The organism is Bacillus sp. MT94, assembly GCF_058792475.1.
This window is the reverse complement of sequence record NZ_JBXAEZ010000004.1, coordinates 539,907-557,092: the sequence shown is the minus strand read 5'-3', so window position 1 is coordinate 557,092 and position 17,186 is coordinate 539,907. Positions and strand designations below refer to the sequence as shown.

At 34.0% G+C, this 17,186-nt stretch carries 15 protein-coding genes; 11 read left to right on the top strand and 4 right to left on the bottom strand.

The window, feature by feature from the left end; translation table 11 throughout:
- Positions 1 to 40 precede the first annotated feature (40 nt).
- The 5 genes from AC1Q51_RS17925 to AC1Q51_RS17905 all read left to right on the top strand — a co-directional run bounded on the left by AC1Q51_RS17925 (position 41) and on the right by AC1Q51_RS17905 (position 5,192).
- Positions 41 to 1,216, top strand: a complete 1,176-nt coding sequence (locus AC1Q51_RS17925) for a S1C family serine protease (protein WP_000008032.1) — start codon at positions 41 to 43, stop codon at positions 1,214 to 1,216.
- Positions 1,217 to 1,269: 53 nt separating this feature from the next.
- On the top strand, positions 1,270 to 1,455 hold the full coding sequence (locus AC1Q51_RS17920) for a CxxH/CxxC protein (RefSeq protein ID WP_001052833.1): 186 nt from the start codon (positions 1,270 to 1,272) through the stop codon (positions 1,453 to 1,455).
- A 59-nt stretch (positions 1,456 to 1,514) separates the two neighbouring features.
- Positions 1,515 to 1,994: a 23S rRNA (pseudouridine(1915)-N(3))-methyltransferase RlmH gene (rlmH, locus tag AC1Q51_RS17915; protein ID WP_001027003.1), complete on the top strand. Its 480-nt coding sequence runs from the start codon at positions 1,515 to 1,517 to the stop codon at positions 1,992 to 1,994.
- A gap of 79 nt (positions 1,995 to 2,073) precedes the next feature.
- Positions 2,074 to 4,092 carry a GAF domain-containing sensor histidine kinase gene (locus AC1Q51_RS17910; RefSeq protein ID WP_069356595.1) on the top strand — a complete coding sequence of 673 codons (2,019 nt, stop codon included), beginning with the start codon at positions 2,074 to 2,076 and terminating at the stop codon, positions 4,090 to 4,092.
- Positions 4,093 to 4,313: 221 nt separating this feature from the next.
- A complete protein-coding gene (locus AC1Q51_RS17905) occupies positions 4,314 to 5,192 on the top strand; it encodes a radical SAM/SPASM domain-containing protein (RefSeq protein ID WP_000713633.1) in 879 nt (292 codons plus the stop codon).
- 37 nt (positions 5,193 to 5,229) lie between these two features.
- Here the strand turns inward: AC1Q51_RS17905 and pepF are convergent, their stop codons facing one another.
- Entirely contained in the window at positions 5,230 to 7,047 is a 1,818-nt protein-coding gene (gene pepF / locus AC1Q51_RS17900; RefSeq protein WP_090978345.1) for an oligoendopeptidase F, read from the bottom strand.
- Between the two features lie 137 nt (positions 7,048 to 7,184).
- Entirely contained in the window at positions 7,185 to 8,168 is a 984-nt protein-coding gene (gene guaC / locus AC1Q51_RS17895; protein ID WP_000432447.1) for a GMP reductase, read from the bottom strand.
- Between the two features lie 475 nt (positions 8,169 to 8,643).
- Between guaC and dbpA the strand changes: the two genes are divergently transcribed.
- Positions 8,644 to 10,089: an ATP-dependent RNA helicase DbpA gene (gene dbpA / locus AC1Q51_RS17890; protein ID WP_492331622.1), complete on the top strand. Its 1,446-nt coding sequence runs from the start codon at positions 8,644 to 8,646 to the stop codon at positions 10,087 to 10,089.
- A 243-nt stretch (positions 10,090 to 10,332) separates the two neighbouring features.
- A complete protein-coding gene (locus tag AC1Q51_RS17885) occupies positions 10,333 to 11,571 on the top strand; it encodes a hypothetical protein (protein WP_002094212.1) in 1,239 nt (412 codons plus the stop codon).
- 148 nt (positions 11,572 to 11,719) lie between these two features.
- Here AC1Q51_RS17885 and AC1Q51_RS17880 read toward each other — a convergent pair whose 3' ends face one another.
- Positions 11,720 to 12,280 carry a DUF1836 domain-containing protein gene (locus AC1Q51_RS17880; RefSeq protein WP_000789961.1) on the bottom strand — a complete coding sequence of 187 codons (561 nt, stop codon included), beginning with the start codon at positions 12,278 to 12,280 and terminating at the stop codon, positions 11,720 to 11,722.
- Between the two features lie 164 nt (positions 12,281 to 12,444).
- Between AC1Q51_RS17880 and trhA the strand changes: the two genes are divergently transcribed.
- The 4 genes from trhA to AC1Q51_RS17860 all read left to right on the top strand — a co-directional run bounded on the left by trhA (position 12,445) and on the right by AC1Q51_RS17860 (position 16,317).
- A complete protein-coding gene (trhA, locus tag AC1Q51_RS17875) occupies positions 12,445 to 13,092 on the top strand; it encodes a PAQR family membrane homeostasis protein TrhA (protein ID WP_000995320.1) in 648 nt (215 codons plus the stop codon).
- A 184-nt stretch (positions 13,093 to 13,276) separates the two neighbouring features.
- Positions 13,277 to 14,293: a UDP-glucose 4-epimerase GalE gene (gene galE / locus AC1Q51_RS17870; protein ID WP_000996538.1), complete on the top strand. Its 1,017-nt coding sequence runs from the start codon at positions 13,277 to 13,279 to the stop codon at positions 14,291 to 14,293.
- Positions 14,294 to 14,736: 443 nt separating this feature from the next.
- A complete protein-coding gene (locus tag AC1Q51_RS17865) occupies positions 14,737 to 15,327 on the top strand; it encodes an AmiS/UreI family transporter (protein ID WP_000540540.1) in 591 nt (196 codons plus the stop codon).
- A 96-nt stretch (positions 15,328 to 15,423) separates the two neighbouring features.
- Positions 15,424 to 16,317 (top strand): NAD-dependent epimerase/dehydratase family protein, encoded by an 894-nt coding sequence (locus AC1Q51_RS17860; RefSeq protein ID WP_141553429.1) that lies wholly within the window; start codon positions 15,424 to 15,426, stop codon positions 16,315 to 16,317.
- An 88-nt stretch (positions 16,318 to 16,405) separates the two neighbouring features.
- Here the strand turns inward: AC1Q51_RS17860 and sodA are convergent, their stop codons facing one another.
- Positions 16,406 to 17,032: a superoxide dismutase [Mn] gene (gene sodA / locus AC1Q51_RS17855; RefSeq protein ID WP_000094037.1), complete on the bottom strand. Its 627-nt coding sequence runs from the start codon at positions 17,030 to 17,032 to the stop codon at positions 16,406 to 16,408.
- Positions 17,033 to 17,186 lie beyond the last annotated feature (154 nt).

Here is a 17,186-nt window from a genome sequence, read left to right as displayed (position 1 = left end):
AGGTGAATATAGTTGTTTTCAGGAAGATGGGTGAACAAATATGTCCTTTATTGATGAAGAAAATTATCGTATGAAACGTGCAGGGAAAAAGAAGCATAAAGGTATAGTTCTTTCTAGTATAGCGGGAACAATTGTAGGAGCTTCTTTATTTGCGTTTGGAGCTCCCTTATTTTCAAATTCTGCTGATACGCTTCCGCAAGCTGAAGCAAGCGGAAGTAATATGGCCGAAGCTCAAGGAATTAAACAGATTAGCTTTGTAGATGCTGTTGATCGTGCATCTGAAGCCGTTGTGGGTGTTATTAACATTCAACGAGATAACTTTTCAGAGGCAGATTCAGAGGCTGGTACAGGATCAGGAGTAATTTATAAAAAGACAAATGGTCAAGCTTATATTGTAACGAATAATCATGTTGTAGCTGGAGCGAATCGTATTGAAGTAAGTCTAAGTGACGGTAAGAAGGTTCCTGGAAAAGTATTAGGAACCGATGTAGTCACAGATTTAGCTGTATTAGAAATAGATGCAAAGCATGTGAAAAAAATAATTGAAATTGGCGATTCTAATACTGTTCGTAGAGGAGAGCCAGTTATTGCGATTGGAAATCCACTTGGACTGCAATTCTCTGGAACTGTTACGCAAGGTATTATTTCAGCTAATGAACGTATTGTCCCTGTAGATTTAGATCAAGATGGACATTATGATTGGCAAGTAGAAGTGTTACAAACAGATGCGGCGATTAACCCAGGGAATAGTGGCGGTGCGCTTGTAAATGCAGCAGGACAATTAATTGGTATTAATTCAATGAAAATTGCTGCAAAAGAAGTAGAAGGAATCGGACTTGCTATTCCGGTGACTAGGGCTGTTCCGATTATGAATGAACTTGAGAAGTATGGAAAAGTAAGAAGACCGTATGTTGGGATTGAACTTAGGTCATTAAATGAAATTCCAAACTATTATTGGTCAAAAACATTACATTTACCAGGTACTGTAACAGAAGGAGTTTGTATTTTGGATGTGAAAAGTCCTTCGCCAGGCGCGGATGCTGGTTTAAGAGAACATGATGTTATTGTGGCAGTAGATGGAAAACCGATTCGCGATATTATTGGATTCCGCACGGCCTTATATGATAAGGAAATTAATGATAAAATGACTCTTACGTTTTATCGTGGTACAAAAAGAGTAACAACAACAGTGAAATTAGGCATTCAAAAGTATTAAAAACAGGAGGGCCTACCTCCTGTTTTCTATTGTAGAAAAGTGAGGTGAAGAAAATGAATTTACCTTGTTGTTTAGAACATGTTGAATTAGCGTTAGATATTATTGTGGATGAGTGTGAAGTTGCGCCGGTTATCAACAGTGTGGATAACTCAGAAAAAGAGAAAAAAACATGTGAATTTTGTCAAAATGAGGCGACATATGTTGTATCGAACACAGATTCTCACACAATATGTGGGTAGTGTTTGTGGATATGTGGATAAGTTTTGTGGATAACATGTTTGTAAGGTGGAGGATACGTGTGAATATCTCGATTATTTCAATTGGGAAATTAAAAGAAAAATATTTGAAACAAGGTATAGCAGAATACTTAAAACGATTATCAGCATACGCAAAAGTAGAAGTAATTGAATTGCCAGATGAAAAGGCACCAGAAAATTTAAGTGAAGCAGAAATGTTAATTGTAAAGGAAAAAGAAGGTATACGTATACTGGATAAAATTTCTGATGACACGCATGTGATTGCATTAGCTATAGAAGGAAAGCAAAAGTCATCAGAAGAATTTGCGGTCAGTCTAGATCGCCTTGCTACATACGGAAAGAGTAAAGTCGCATTTGTAATTGGTGGATCACTCGGACTAAGTTCAGAAGTAATGAAGCGTTCAAACGAATCACTTTCTTTTTCAAAGATGACGTTACCACACCAATTAATGCGATTAGTGTTGCTTGAGCAAGTGTATAGAGCGTTTCGGATTAATCGTGGGGAACCTTACCATAAGTAAGGTATTCTATGTAAAACAAAGGTAAGACGCTGATATTATCATATTTATTTTATTATGCCTATAACTGGAGGCTATGTGAATGGTAAGTGATCAGACGAGATATTCTAGGCTCGCGAATATAACAAAAATAATAAATACAAAATTAGAACTACGTGAAGTATTACAGCGTGTGACAATGGCGATATCAGAGGAGATTGTTAGGTGCGATGCTGTTGGAATTTATTTACCCCAGGAAGATGGAACATTTAGAGGGTTTGCAGGAAAACCAGAGACCATAAATGGCGTAACGCTCGATACTCAGGTAATTGATCCTGAAGTAGATTTACTGGCAAAAGAAGTTATTGAAACGAAAAAAACCATCTATATTCCTGATACCTCAAAGGATCATCGACCAGATCCGAGACCCGTTGATGCGTTTAAAATTAAGTCCTTATTAGCTCTGCCTATCTCATTTAGGCAAGAGTTATTTGGTCTGGTTTTTTTATTTGATTATGGGATTCCGATGAACTTAACAGATTCAGAAATTCAAAGTGTTGAAGCTTATGTAAATATGGCCGCGGTCGCAATTCAAAACGCAAATAATTTAACACAAAAGGAAAACCTTATTGCTGAGAAGCAGCTGTTACTAAATGTTACCCGTGATTTATCAATGTGTGCCTCAATACAGGAGAGTTTTGATAAATGCTTTTTTTACTTAGATCAGATTTTAGAAAGTAAAAATATGACTGCCCATCTTCTAGATCCGCTAGACAAAACAACGATTAAAACAACGAAATTAAGTAAGGGCTGTGATTGGACAGAAGCGGATTGGACAGAGAAAAGCTATGAAGCCAAGATCCAAGAGGTTATTCAAACAAAAAATATAGATAGTAAGGATTTATTGATGATTCCATTGGTTTCAATGGGAGAAGTATTAGGGGTAATCGTCGTTGGTAAAGAAGGAAAAGCTCACAATTACGATAATTCTCAAATTCAACTAGCAAAATCTATTGTTGATGCCACAGCCCCTACGTTTTCAAATTTGTTATATATGGATAAACTAGAAAGTATAGTGGAAGAGCGAACGGGAGAGCTAGCTGCTGCTAATGAAAAAGTTACAAGTGTGATTGAATGTATTACGGATGGATTCTTTACTTTAAATAATAAATGGGAATTTACGTACGTAAATAAGCACCAATATTTTCCGCAAAGAAAAACAGCAAAAGATGTATTAGGAAAGAATATATGGGATGTTTTCCCGAGTGACATCGACACAGTTATGTATAAGGAATTTCATCGTGCAATGTCAGAGCGAACTACAGTTCATTTCGAATTTCTTTCTACTGCAGATGAATATTGGCACGAAGTTATTGCATACCCGTATGATGATGGTATTTGCTGTATTTTTAAAAACATAACGGAAAAAAAGAAATATGAACAGGAATTGAAAAGATTATCTAACATTGATTTAATAGGGCAAATGGCAGCAGGTATCAGCCATGAAATTAGAAATCCAATGACAACGGTACTAGGATTTTTGCAGTTATTAAAAGAAGAGAATACCTATGAGAAACATAATAAGTACTTTCATTTAATGATTGAAGAACTTAACCGTGCCAATTCTATTATTACTGAATTTCTCTCAATGGGGAATACAAGGAAATTGGATTTACAGATGTTAGATTTAAATTCAATTATCCGCGATATTATTCCTTTAATAAAGGTTGATACGCACAATCAAAATAAGTATATTCAAGTCGATACAAATGACATTCCGGAATTACTTTTAAATCGTAATGAGATACGGCAATTATTAATGAATCTATATCGTAATGGCTTAGAAGCGATGGATACAGGGAAAGTTCTAACCATTAGCACCTACAAGGAAGGTCAAAATTGTGTGGTGCTTGCAGTGCAGGATCAAGGAAAAGGTATTAGGCCTGAAGTATTAGAGAAACTGGGTACGCCATTTTACACGACCAAAGATAATGGAACTGGATTGGGGTTAGGTGTATGTTATGCCATTGCTGCCCGCCATAATGCAAAAATAGAAATTAAAACAGGATCAGAAGGCACTACCTTTTTTGTTAAATTTAATTATGAAAATAATAAAAAATAAGCTTATTTAGAATAGTTATGATGAACCGTATCATAAATAAATTTATTCTTTGCATATAAAAAGGATAAAGAGACCATTGGACAAAAATTACCGATGGTCTTTTAAATATTATTAGATGGTATGTAGATTTCCTAAAATAAGTATGTTTCTATTTCCATAAAAATATGCTGTAATATGAAGAGGAAAAAAGTATAAGTAGTTAGAGAAGTGAGGAATTAAAGGTGAAGAAGTTTAAGAAGTTTTACTTGGAGATTACGAGTGTATGTAATCTTGCGTGTAGCTTTTGTCCGCCGACGGAAAGGCAGAAGCAATTCATTTCTGTAGAGGATTTTGCTAAAAGATTAGACCAAATTAAACCTCACACAGACTACATTTATTTGCACGTGAAGGGGGAGCCGTTGCTCCATCCGAAAATAGATCAACTATTAGACTTAAGTCATGAAAAAGGGTTTAAAGTTAATATTACAACGAACGGAACGTTAATTAATAAGAGAAGGCATAGGCTGTTAAATAAGCCCGCGTTAAGACAAATGAATTTTTCACTGCATAGTTTTGATGGACACCCAGGTTCGCAAGATAAAGAGGGCTATGTAAGGAGTATACTTTCCTTCATTAGGGAAGCGACAAGTCAATCAGATTTAATTGTATCGTTAAGGTTATGGAATTTAACTCAGGATAATAAAACAAATGCTGAAATTCAGAAAAATAGGGAGTTATTATCCATAATTGAAAATGAATTTGATCTATCTTATCAGATTGAAGAGAAGCTTACACCAGGAAAAGGTATAAAAATTGCAGAACGTGTCTTTATTAATCAAGACTATGAATTCCAGTGGCCAGCATTACATGAAGAAGAGGATGATGGGAAAGGATTCTGTCATGGACTTCGTAATCAAGCAGGGATTTTAGCGAATGGGACGGTTATTCCTTGTTGTTTAGATGGTGAAGGGATTATTAACCTTGGAAATATTAATAACGATTCATTTTCTAACATTATAGAAGGTGAAAGAGCAACAAACATTGTCGATGGATTTTCCAAAAGAGTTGCGGTTGAAGAGCTTTGTAGGAAATGTGGATATCGTAAAAGGTTTGGGAAGTAAATATGAAATAAGCCCTCATAAAGCGAGGGCTTATTTTTTATTCTTGATAAGAATGCTCTAATTCATCAATTAATGAACCAACGTAAGAAACAGCTTGACGGATTGCATCTGGTTTTGACATATCTACTCCGGCATGTTTCATTAGTTCAAGTGGTTTCATTGTACCACCAGCGCGAAGCACATCTAACCAGCGATCAATAGCAGGTTGTCCTTCATCTTTAATCATTTGAGCTACTGCAGTAGATGCAGTGAGGCCTGCGGAATATGTGTAAGAATATAGACCCATATAATAATGAGGCTGACGCATCCAAGTTAAGCCCGCACCTTCATCGATTTCTACAGAATCTCCCCAGAATGTCGAAAGGACATTTGTTTTAATTTCAGTTAAAGTTGTAGCTGTAAGGGGCTGTCCTTCTTCTGCTAGAGCATATACTCTACGTTGGTATTCACCCTCAAGTAAATGAGTAACAAAGTTGTGATAATATGTGCCGAGTAGTTGTAGAATGACCCATCTGCGCATCCTCTTATCGTCAGTAGTCGCTAGTAAATGCTGAGCTAATAGTAATTCATTCATAGTTGATGGTGCTTCAACAAAGTACATAGATGGGCGTACGTTCATGATACGTTGGTTTTTATTTGCTAAATAGAAATGACCAGCATGTCCAAATTCATGTGCTAATGTGAAGCATCCACGCATCGTATTTTGCCATGTAATTAAAATATAGGGATGAGAGCCGTATGGACTTGAGCAAAATGCCCCTGTTGATTTGCCTACGTTATCTGCAAGATCTACCCATCTTTCTTTGAATCCTTTTTCGATTATGGAACTATATTCATCGCCTAATACTTTTAAAGAATCTTGAATGAGCGTGGCTGCTTCTTCATAAGTAATCGTCGGATTAAATTCGGGATCTAAAGGTGCATGTAAGTCGCAGAAAAGCATTTGATCGAGTCCTAATGCTTTCTTTTTTAAATCTGCAAAACGGCGCATATGAGGTGCTAATTCTTTATAAATAATATCAAGTTGGTTGTTATACATTTCAAGTGGAACCTTTTGTGGTTCTAATAGCATATGGGTAACGGATTCATATTTACGTAAACGAGAAAGTGTTACTTGTTTTTTTACTTCGGTAGCATATGTTGTCGCAACTGTATTTTTATATCGTTTCAAGGTGGAAACAAATGATGAGTATGCTTTTCTACGTATGTATGCGCTTGGAGAAAATTCATATTTGCTTTCAAATAATGCGAAAGAAACAGGGAGTTCGTTTCCTTGTTCGTCTTGTATAGAAGTGAAATCCATATCTGCCAATTTAGTCATGCCGTAAATTTTGTATGGAGAACTATGAACTTCGCCAAGTGCAGCAAGTGTTTCTTCTGTTTCAGGAGAGAGTGTGTGCTGCCTTTTTTTGAGTATTTCTAGTAACGACTTACGGAAAGGTTCGAGTTTTGTTTCTTCAGTTAAATATTTTTCAATTGTTCCTTCGTCGAATGAGAGGATTTCATTATGAATAAAGGATAGTGCAGTATGTACTTTCGTCCATAAAGCAGAAATTTTGGAAGAGTTCGCTTGAATAACTGGATTTGTACGATCAGTAGATTCTTTTAAATTTGCATATGAGTACAGTTTTGTTAACTTCATTAAAAGCTCTTCTTCTAAAAGTAGGCAATTTAATAAAGTTGTGGAGTTAGTATGTAAACGTCCTTTAAATGCATCAAGTTTCTGTATATCATTTTCTAATATGTTTAATGCGGTATGCCACTCATCATTGGACTTATACAAATCAGACAAATCCCATTTTAGTTCGTTAGGTACTTTCGCACGAACAAGACGATTCTCAATTATAGTTTTCATGTCTTATATCCTCCTTATTAAAAGCATCTAAAAATATGATACTAGAAAATTCAGTAAAATAAAAATATTTAACATTTTTATATATTAAAAAGAAGGAGAAGCAATTCTATGCTTCTCCTTCTTTTTAATTTTAAGAATTAATATACTTTGTCACCATTAAAAATTGAGTTTTTCACGACAACATAATCTACAGTACGAATAGCATCTAGTTTTGTTCCACCAGCGTAAGAGATAGAAGATTGAAGATCTTGTTCCATTTCGATTAACGTATCTTCTAAAGAACCTTTATGCTCAACGAACATTTTCTTACCTTCAACGTTTTTCTTCTCACCCTTTTGGAATTCAGAAGCAGAACCGAAGTATTCTTTATAAAGTTTGCCATCTCTTTCAATTGTTTCCCCTGGAGACTCTTCGTGACCAGCGAATAGAGAACCGATCATGACCATAGTTGCCCCAAATCGAATAGATTTAGCTACGTCGCCGTGTGTACGAATACCACCATCAGCGATAATTGGCTTACTTGCAGCTTTTGCACACCAACGAAGTGCAGCTAGCTGCCAACCACCAGTTCCGAAGCCTGTTTTAATTTTAGTAATACAAACTTTACCAGGTCCAATACCAACTTTTGTTGCATCGGCACCAGCATTTTCTAATTCTCTTACCGCTTCGGGAGTTCCAACGTTTCCAGCGATAACGAAGCTCTCTGGTAAATGTTTTTTAATATGTTGAATCATGTTAATCACAGCATTAGAATGACCGTGTGCGATATCAATCGTGATATATTCAGGTGTAAGTTGCTCAGCAGCTAATTGTTGTACGAATTCATATTCGTCCTCTTTTACACCAACGCTGATAGAAGCGATTAATCCACGTGATTGCATATCTCTAATGAATGAGATTCGTTTCTCTGGTTGGAAACGATGCATGATATAGAAGTAATTGTTTTCAGCTAAATAAGTTGCGATTCTTTCATCAATAATCGTTTGCATATTTGCAGGCACGACAGGTAATTTAAATTTATGTTTTCCTAAAGTGACAGTTGTATCACATTCAGAGCGGCTATTTACAATACATTTTGCAGGAATTAATTGAATATCTTCATAGTCGAATACGTTTTCCATCATTTACACCCCTAAAATACGAATATTTTATTTTTATTAATCAAAAATGTTCGTCCATAGGATAATTTACATTATTTTTATTAAGAAGTCAAAGGATTTCTTAACATTTTTTTAAAAAGTAGATTTTATATCTGAAAAAAAACGTTAAAAACGAATTTAAAACGTTTTTTTAATTGTATTGTTCGTTTATGAAAAAAGGTTGAAAAATTGAGATAATTATACAAGGTTGTATGTATTCTTTTTATTTTTTGGTAGGATGAGGGTACTATGAAAGGGTTAATGCTAACAATACGAGCAAAAGATGTTATCAATTAGTTGAACAATATATGAAATGATAAGGTTTATTTCTATATAAAAAGATGAATCTGATATGATCCACCTTTTTATGTGAGGTTTCAAGTATAATAAGTAGGGTGATAGTAACGTATACAAAAGATAAAAAAGAAAATAATACAGAATAAAATGAGGTTAATATATGAGTAAAAAAAGTTTTTCTGATTATAAATTAAGTAAGGAAATTGTAAGGGCGCTTACTGGGTTAGGATATGATCATCCAACAGAAGTACAAGGTGAGGTTATTCCAGTCGCATTACAAAAGAAGGATCTTGTTGTGAAGTCCCAGACTGGAAGTGGAAAAACAGCTTCATTTGGTATTCCGCTTTGTGAAATGGTGGAGTGGGAAGAGAATAAACCACAAGTATTAGTTTTAACACCGACGAGAGAGCTTGCGGTACAGGTAAAAGAAGATATTACAAATATAGGTCGATTCAAAAGGATTAAGGCTGCGGCAGTTTATGGGAAATCTCCATTTGCACGTCAAAAATTAGAATTAAAGCAAAAGACACATATTGTAGTTGGGACTCCTGGTCGTGTGTTGGATCATATTGAAAAGGGTACCCTTTCTTTAGAGTGTTTGAAGTATTTAGTTATTGATGAAGCAGATGAGATGCTAAATATGGGCTTTATCGATCAAGTAGAGGCAATTATTGATGAATTACCTATAAAAAGAATGACAATGCTATTCTCAGCAACACTTCCAGAAGATGTTGAAAAATTGTCTCGTACATATATGAATTCACCAACTCATATCGAAATTAAAGCAGCTGGGATTACAACGGATAAAATTGAACATACTCTTTTTGAGGTGATAGAAGACGAGAAGCTTTCACTACTTAAAGATGTAACAACGATTGAGAATCCTGATAGTTGTATTATTTTCTGCCGTACACAAGAAAATGTAGATCATGTATATAGACAGTTAAAACGAGCTAACTATCCTTGCGACAAAATACATGGTGGTATGGTACAAGAAGATCGTTTTGAAGTCATGGATGATTTTAGAAAAGGGAAATTCCGTTATTTAGTAGCAACAGACGTGGCTGCGAGAGGAATTGATATTGATAATATTACACATGTTATTAATTATGATATTCCACTTGAAAAAGAAAGCTATGTACATCGTACTGGAAGAACGGGACGAGCTGGAAATAGTGGAAAAGCTATTACATTTATAACACCATATGAAAATAGATTTTTAGAAGAGATTGAGGAGTATATTGGTTTTGAAATTCCAAAGGCAATTGGACCTTCAAAAGAAGAAGTTATGAAAGAGAAAGCTGCATTTGAAGAAAAGATATATGCTAAACCAATTATAAAGAAAGATAAAAATGCGGACATAAACAAAGGCATTATGAAGCTGTACTTTAATGGCGGGAAGAAAAAGAAAATTAGAGCGGTAGATTTCGTCGGGACAATTGCTAAAATTAAAGGTGTTACAGCAGAAGATATAGGCATTATTACGATACAAGATAACGTTTCTTACGTTGAAATATTAAATGGAAAAGGACCACTGGTTTTAAAGGTTATGAGAAATACAACGATAAAAGGTAAACAATTAAAAGTTCATGAGGCAATTAAATAAATGAAAATATCCACTTTAAAGGTGGATATTTTTTTGGGGCTTACTTATAGAGTGGATAATGTGAATGGACTTTAACCAATACGTGATTGACGATTGTTTTTTTGTATGTTAGTATTTTTAATTGGTTTTTTCTACCGTTTAATGGGAAAATTGTTAATTCGTTTAGGAGTATATTTTTATATAAGTAAATCAATTTTATTTTAATTGTTGTAAGCTATAAAAAATAAGGACGGTGTTTATGAAATGAATTTTACTCAAGATAGGTGGAGTTTTAAATGGCTTCATTTTTATTTGATGGTAGTAGTTGTTGCATCTCTTTTATTACGAATATATTTAGCATTTCATTTAGAAGGATATGAACGAGATCAACTATTTTTCGTGGATTGGATGAACACGGTAGGTAAATATGGATTAGGTGATGTGTATGCACATGGGGATTTAGTAAACTACCCTCCGTTTTTCTTAGCTCTTTTAGGTATTTATGGAGTGATATTGTCATTTTTTAATATATCCGTGGATGCTGCTGGTGTTTTAATTCGAGTCCCATCAATTGCATTTGAAGTAGTGGCTATAATTATTTTTGCTATAGCTTCTAAAAGGATAGAAAATTCGATTGTGAGAGCAGCATTAGTGACATTTTTTGCATTTAGTCCAGCAGTTATAGTGGATGGGACTATTTGGGGTCAAGTAGACATGTTACATAGTATATTGATGGTTAGTTCTATTTTATTGCTAATGTATAAGCCAACTTGGTCTGGTGCTATTTACGCTATAGCGTTACTAGCTAAATTTCAATCAATCGTAATTGCGCCTGTATTTGCTATGTATTTCCTAAAAATCATTTTTGAAAAAAGAGAAGGTAAGCAATTAATTAAATTTATAATAGGGTTCTGTATCCCGTTATTAATATTCGGCCTTTATTTCGCAGCACATGGAACATTTATTACTATGTTGACACAAGCATATTTAAATGCGGTGGGTACTTTCCCAACGGTAACTGTATTTGCTATGAATATTTGGTATTACGCGATTGGTACGGATCCTAATACGGTAGATACTATTCAAGTTTTACCACATATTACATTGAAAACAGTTGGATTAATACTCTTGTCTATTGCAGCGGCATTAACTTGTTTATATGTCTTTTTCCATCGCCATATGAATACGGCAATTCTATTAAAAGCAGCGACTTTTATAAGTTTTGCATTCTTTATGTTACCTACGCAAATGCATGAGAGATATGCTTTCCCAGCATTAGTATTTGTCATCTTTTTATTGCTATATGAAATGAAGTGGACAGGAATAGCTTTAGGATTAACGTTAACAATCTTTTTAAATCTAGTAATGGTTCTGTATGCAGGCTCTAATACGAATATGGGAATGTTTATCGTTACTATTAATGTTTTTATTTTCTATGCTATGTGTAAATTATTAGTAAAAGAGTATTGTGATCGCTTTGAATTACTAATAAAGAAACAGTAAAAATTATAATTTTAGAGAGAAGTACATTTTGCCAGTATGCAAAATGTACTTTTTTAGTTTGAAAGAGTAAAATCCCAATAGAAAAATAAACATGAGAGGATACTTAGAAAATATAATTTCTAAAATACTACAATCATTCGGATAGTTATTAGGACTCTTTTAAATCATCAATCAACTTCTCAGCTAAGCGTCTGTACATATTACTCATCGACACAAATGATGTTAGTAATAAAAATTTCTCTAGGTTCGGATTTTCTAAGGAAGAAATCTCACTTACTTCTGAAACACGGTTATTTACGTCTTGCGTAAAGTTTTCAACGTTGTTTTCGGTAAGGGTAAGATAATCTTTATATAGCGTATTTAATTCGAAGGAATCATCGCCTAATAAGGATTCATTTATATTTTCTAAGGAGCTTTTTATGTCATTAATGGAAAGGGCCCCTTTTAATTGATAAATTAGGCTAATTAAAATCATATGCTCTTTTGAGTATTTTTTATTTTTGATTGGAATAAACAGTTTCCCTTTTGCATAATTGTTAATCATTGTTTTTGTTAATACTTTTTCATTATCGGTTCTTGTTGTATCCGCATAAGTATTTTCAAATAGTTGGACAACCTGGTCTACATACAAGTCGACATTTGGAATATCCTCAAGCGTAATATTTTTTTCTAAATGTAATGTTTCAAGCAATTTATTTATATTTTTCACGTAGAACCCCTCACTTTTATAACTTAGTGGAGCATAAAGTTAAATTTATCTCTAAATATGGTATTACGAAACAAATGAATTGTAAATGTTGACCTCTAATAATAATGCGTATATAATTACATGTAGTTATCGAAACTACATGTAATTATATGAGGGGTGTTTATATGAATGCTTATATAAGGGAACCGGTTAATGCTTTTACCCACTTGGGGGGAGCTGTATTATCATTTATTGCATTATTAGCTATGCTTGTAAAAGTTTCTATTAAGATGCCATCTTTTGCGGCAATTACAGCTGTTATTTTGTTTGGCATCGGAATGATGGTTCTGTATACAGCATCAGCTGTATATCATAGTGTGGTAGCCAGTGAACGAGTTATTTATTTCTTTCGAAAGCTTGATCACTCTATGATTTTTATATTAATTGCAGGTACATATGCACCCTTTTGCTTAATTACATTAAATTCAGCAAGTGGTTTACTATTATTTTGTTTAGTTTATGCAACTGCGATTTGTGGCATTGTATTTAAAATGTTTTGGTTTAATTGTCCAAGATGGTTATCGACAGCAATTTATATTACGATGGGTTGGTTAATTGTTTTATTCTTTGCACCGTTAGCTGAGAATTTAAGTACAGGAGGCATTATTTTCTTAGTACTTGGAGGCATTTTTTATACAATTGGTGGATTTATTTATGGAACAAAGCCAAAATGGTTAGAGTTTAAATATATGGGGCATCATGAAATTTTTCATGTTTTTGTATTATTAGGTAGTCTTGCGCATTTTCTAAGTGTATATTGTTACGTAATTTAATAAAAAAACGCCACATAATAAAAATTATGTGGCGTTTTTTTATTACCTGATTAGAATCGTATATGTTATAAAATTATTATGGGATAAAATGTAAGTTTATGTGTTCGCATGTTAAACATAGGATAAGAAATATGTGATATACTTTGAGAAGTTTATAATGAATGAAATATGGAGGACTATAATTATGGCAATACTTGTAACAGGTGGAGCAGGATATATTGGTAGTCATACATGCGTAGAATTACTAAATAGCGGTTACGAAGTTATAGTAGTGGATAACCTTTCGAATAGCTCGGTAGAATCTATAAATCGAGTCAAAGAAATAACAGGAAAACAATTTAAGTTTTATAAAGAAGATATTTTAAATTATGAAGTGCTTGACGCAATTTTTGAAGAAAATGCAATTGACGCAGTTATTCACTTTGCAGGATTTAAAGCTGTAGGGGAGTCAGTAGCGATTCCATTAACATATTATCATAACAACATTACAAGCACGTTAGTGCTATGTGAAGTAATGCAGAAACATAATGTTAAGAAGATGATCTTTAGTTCATCTGCAACTGTATATGGTATCCCGGAAACGTCACCGATTACGGAGGAGTTTCCATTAAGTGCAACAAATCCATATGGTCAAACGAAATTAATGATTGAGCAAATTATGCGTGATGTAGCATTTGCAGATGCAGAATGGAGTATCGCGTTACTGCGTTATTTCAATCCATTTGGTGCACACGAGAGTGGGCGTATTGGAGAAGATCCAAATGGAATTCCAAATAACTTAATGCCATATGTAACGCAAGTAGCAGTAGGTAAGTTAAAAGAATTAAGTGTATTCGGAAATGACTATCCAACGAAAGATGGAACGGGAGTCCGTGATTACATTCATGTTGTGGACTTAGCAAATGGTCACGTAAAGGCGCTTGAGAAAGTACTGAATACAACAGGAGTAGATGCTTATAACCTAGGCACAGGCATGGGCTATAGTGTACTAGAGATGGTTAAAGCGTTTGAAAAAGTTTCGGGCAAGAAAGTTCCGTATAAAATTACAGAGCGTCGCCCAGGTGACGTGGCAGTGTGTTTTGCTGATGCATCTAAAGCAAAGCGTGAATTAGGCTGGGAGGCAACACGCGGATTAGAAGAGATGTGTGCAGATTCTTGGAAATGGCAATCAAATAATAAAAATGGCTATTTAGAAGTTTAATGATGAATAAAAAAATGACCTTTGCATAAAAGCAAGAGGTCATTTTTTATTAGGTTTATTAGCGAACCTAGAAAAGAACGTTTGCTGTTTTAAATGATATGATTTTACAATATCTTATGCTAGAAGCTAGTAGAATGAGATAGAGGAATGTATTATTTTATTAATTTTTTATAGAAATTGAAAGCGTATTATTGAAAAGTATTCCAACACTTGTATCATTGATAGAGTCCGTTTATAATCAAGGAATCCTATTTCATATTTTGATAGGATTATTTATTGTTGAAAGCGTTTTAAGTTTCCTCTTTTTTGAGGTAGGAGGTCTGACTTATTCAGATAAAAAATTATGTATGTAGTTTTAAATGGGAAGAAAAATAATATCAGTATCACTTTATAGTGTGGGGAGGTTAAAAGTGTGAAAGGTAAAGATTTTCACACGAATATATATGGGTTATATAGGATTATTACTTTCAGGGGCAGCTTTATTTTTAAATAGTCTTGTTATATTAGGGAAAGCAGAGATGAAAAGTGCGGGTGTTTTTAATTTATTTGTGGGTGCACTACAAATTATTATTCCGTTTTATTTGATCATGATTTCTGACCAAAGCAATTGGACAGTGTATTCATATGCGGCTACTTTCTTATTTGGATTAACTTATTTATATGTAGGTGTTACTTTTATAAAAGGAATGGATAGTAGTGGTCTAGGATGGTTTTGTATTTGGGTAGCAATTATTGCTTTATTCTATATGGTTGTTTCATTTGTTCAATTCCATGATGTTGTTAATGCATTAACGTGGTTTATGTGGGCATTACTTTGGTATTTATTCTTTGTATTAAATACACAAAAGAAGAACATCAATCAATATCTTGGAAGGATTGCCTTCGTACAATCATGGGTAACATTGACTTTACCTTCACTATTTTATTTTATGGGAGTATGGGGAGAGGGATTCGTATATGAACTATGGGTTTATGTATCAGTAATTTCTATTTTGTACTTCTGTTATTGTATTTATAAATATCGAGTACGTTAATATATGATCTGCATAAAAGCATGGAATCGTTAAACTGATTTCATGCTTTTTTATATATTAGCGTTTTATAATAAAAGAGGTGGTATCTCATAAATCATGAAAATGGGGATGATGAAATTGAAGAAAGTGTTGGTGCTAGGAGGAACAAGGTTTTTTGGTAAACATTTAGTAGAGTACCTTTTGCAAGCTGGACACGATATAACAATTGCCACAAGGGGAGTCACTGAAGATTCTTTTGGTAGCGCAGTAAAAAGAATAATTGTCGATAGAGAAGATAGAAAGCTACTAGAAGAGCGTCTAGAAGGAAAAAGTTATGATATTGTATACGATAATTTATGCTATAGTTCAAATGCAGCGAAAATGGTATGTGAAGTTTTGAAAGGAAAAACGAAGAAGTATATTATGACATCTTCAATGGCTGTCTATGAACCTGCATTAAGTTTGTTAGAAGATGACTTTAATCCATACGAATATGCAATTACATATGGAGATAGAAATGATTTTAATTATAGTGAAGGAAAGCGATTAGCCGAAGCGGTTTTATTTCAATATGCAACATTCCCAGTCGTTGCAGTGCGTTTTCCAGTTGTTATTGGAGAAAATGACTATACCAAAAGGTTACAATTTTACGTTGAATGTGTTGTGAACCAAAAACCTATTGTTGTGGATCATGTAGATGGAACTTTGTCATTTATACATGAAAAAGAGGCAGGAGAGTTTCTAGCTTGGTGCGGAATGGAAAATGTGAAAGGACCAATTAACGCCTGTAGTAACGGGGTAGTTTCTACGGAAGAAATTATTCATTTCATAGAAGAGAAGACGGGAATAAAAGCACTCATCCAGGAAGCTGGAGAAAATATAGCTCCTTATAATGAGGTAACTAACTGTACGTTACATAATGGAAAGGCTCGTAAATTTGGATTTTTGTTCCGAGAGCTGAAACTAGAAATAAAAAATGTTTTAAAACATTATATAAATACAATGAAGTAATCATAAATCCCCCGGTGGCAATCCGGGGGATTCTGGAGGATTTCGACAATACTGATTTTACATTACCAAATTTACCTTATACATACGACTAATGTTTTTGTGATTGAATTGCTTGTAAATACTTCTCGTTTACTTGGTCCCAGTTTACTGTATGCCACCAATTGGTAACAAACTCTGGGCGCCGATTTTGATACTTTAAATAATAAGCATGTTCCCATACATCAATTACGAGTAAGGGGATTTTCCCTTCTTGCAAAGGCGTATCTTGATTTGGTGTACTCATAACAGAGAGTTCCTCACCGTCAAGAACAAGCCATCCATAGCCACTTCCAAAACGACTAATAGCTGCTTTGGAAAGTTGATCTTTTAAGTTGTCAAAGGTATTGAAATAATAATCAATTACTTTTGCAACGTCTCCATTAGGCTCACCGCCACCTCGTGGGCTCATCACTTCCCAAAAAAGACTATGACAATAGTGACCACCACCGTTATTTCTTACAGCTGTAACAATTTCCTTCGGTAAAGCATCTAAATTACATAGCAATTCTTCTAAAGATTTATTATGTAATTCAGTATAATTTTCTAAAGTAGCATTTAAATTGTTTACGTATGTCGCATGGTGCTTTCCATGATGAATGGAAAGTGTATTGCTATCGATATGTGGCTCTAGTTCATCATAGTCATATGAAAGCTTTGGCAATTGAAATGAAGACATAACATTACCTCCTTTCTATTTAAAAAAGTTGGTCTAGGTAAAAATACTTTACCTGAGTCAAAAATACACCCATTTTCCATATAAGTCAATAGTAAGTCTGTTAATTTTCTGAAAAATATTACAATAAAAGTAACACTCTCAATTTCATTTGTGA

Excerpts from the sequence above, each read along its gene's own strand:
- AC1Q51_RS17925 (WP_000008032.1), top strand. The coding sequence starts at position 41 with ATGTCCTTTATTGATGAAGAAAATTATCGTATGAAACGTGCAGGGAAA.
- AC1Q51_RS17920 (WP_001052833.1), top strand. The coding sequence starts at position 1,270 with ATGAATTTACCTTGTTGTTTAGAACATGTTGAATTAGCGTTAGATATT.
- AC1Q51_RS17910 (WP_069356595.1), top strand. The coding sequence starts at position 2,074 with ATGGTAAGTGATCAGACGAGATATTCTAGGCTCGCGAATATAACAAAA.
- pepF (WP_090978345.1), bottom strand. The coding sequence starts at position 7,047 with ATGAAAACTATAATTGAGAATCGTCTTGTTCGTGCGAAAGTACCTAAC.
- guaC (WP_000432447.1), bottom strand. The coding sequence starts at position 8,168 with ATGGAAAACGTATTCGACTATGAAGATATTCAATTAATTCCTGCAAAA.
- dbpA (WP_492331622.1), top strand. The coding sequence starts at position 8,644 with ATGAGTAAAAAAAGTTTTTCTGATTATAAATTAAGTAAGGAAATTGTA.
- AC1Q51_RS17885 (WP_002094212.1), top strand. The coding sequence starts at position 10,333 with ATGAATTTTACTCAAGATAGGTGGAGTTTTAAATGGCTTCATTTTTAT.
- trhA (WP_000995320.1), top strand. The coding sequence starts at position 12,445 with ATGAATGCTTATATAAGGGAACCGGTTAATGCTTTTACCCACTTGGGG.
- galE (WP_000996538.1), top strand. The coding sequence starts at position 13,277 with ATGGCAATACTTGTAACAGGTGGAGCAGGATATATTGGTAGTCATACA.
- AC1Q51_RS17865 (WP_000540540.1), top strand. The coding sequence starts at position 14,737 with ATGGGTTATATAGGATTATTACTTTCAGGGGCAGCTTTATTTTTAAAT.
- AC1Q51_RS17860 (WP_141553429.1), top strand. The coding sequence starts at position 15,424 with ATGAAAATGGGGATGATGAAATTGAAGAAAGTGTTGGTGCTAGGAGGA.
- sodA (WP_000094037.1), bottom strand. The coding sequence starts at position 17,032 with ATGTCTTCATTTCAATTGCCAAAGCTTTCATATGACTATGATGAACTA.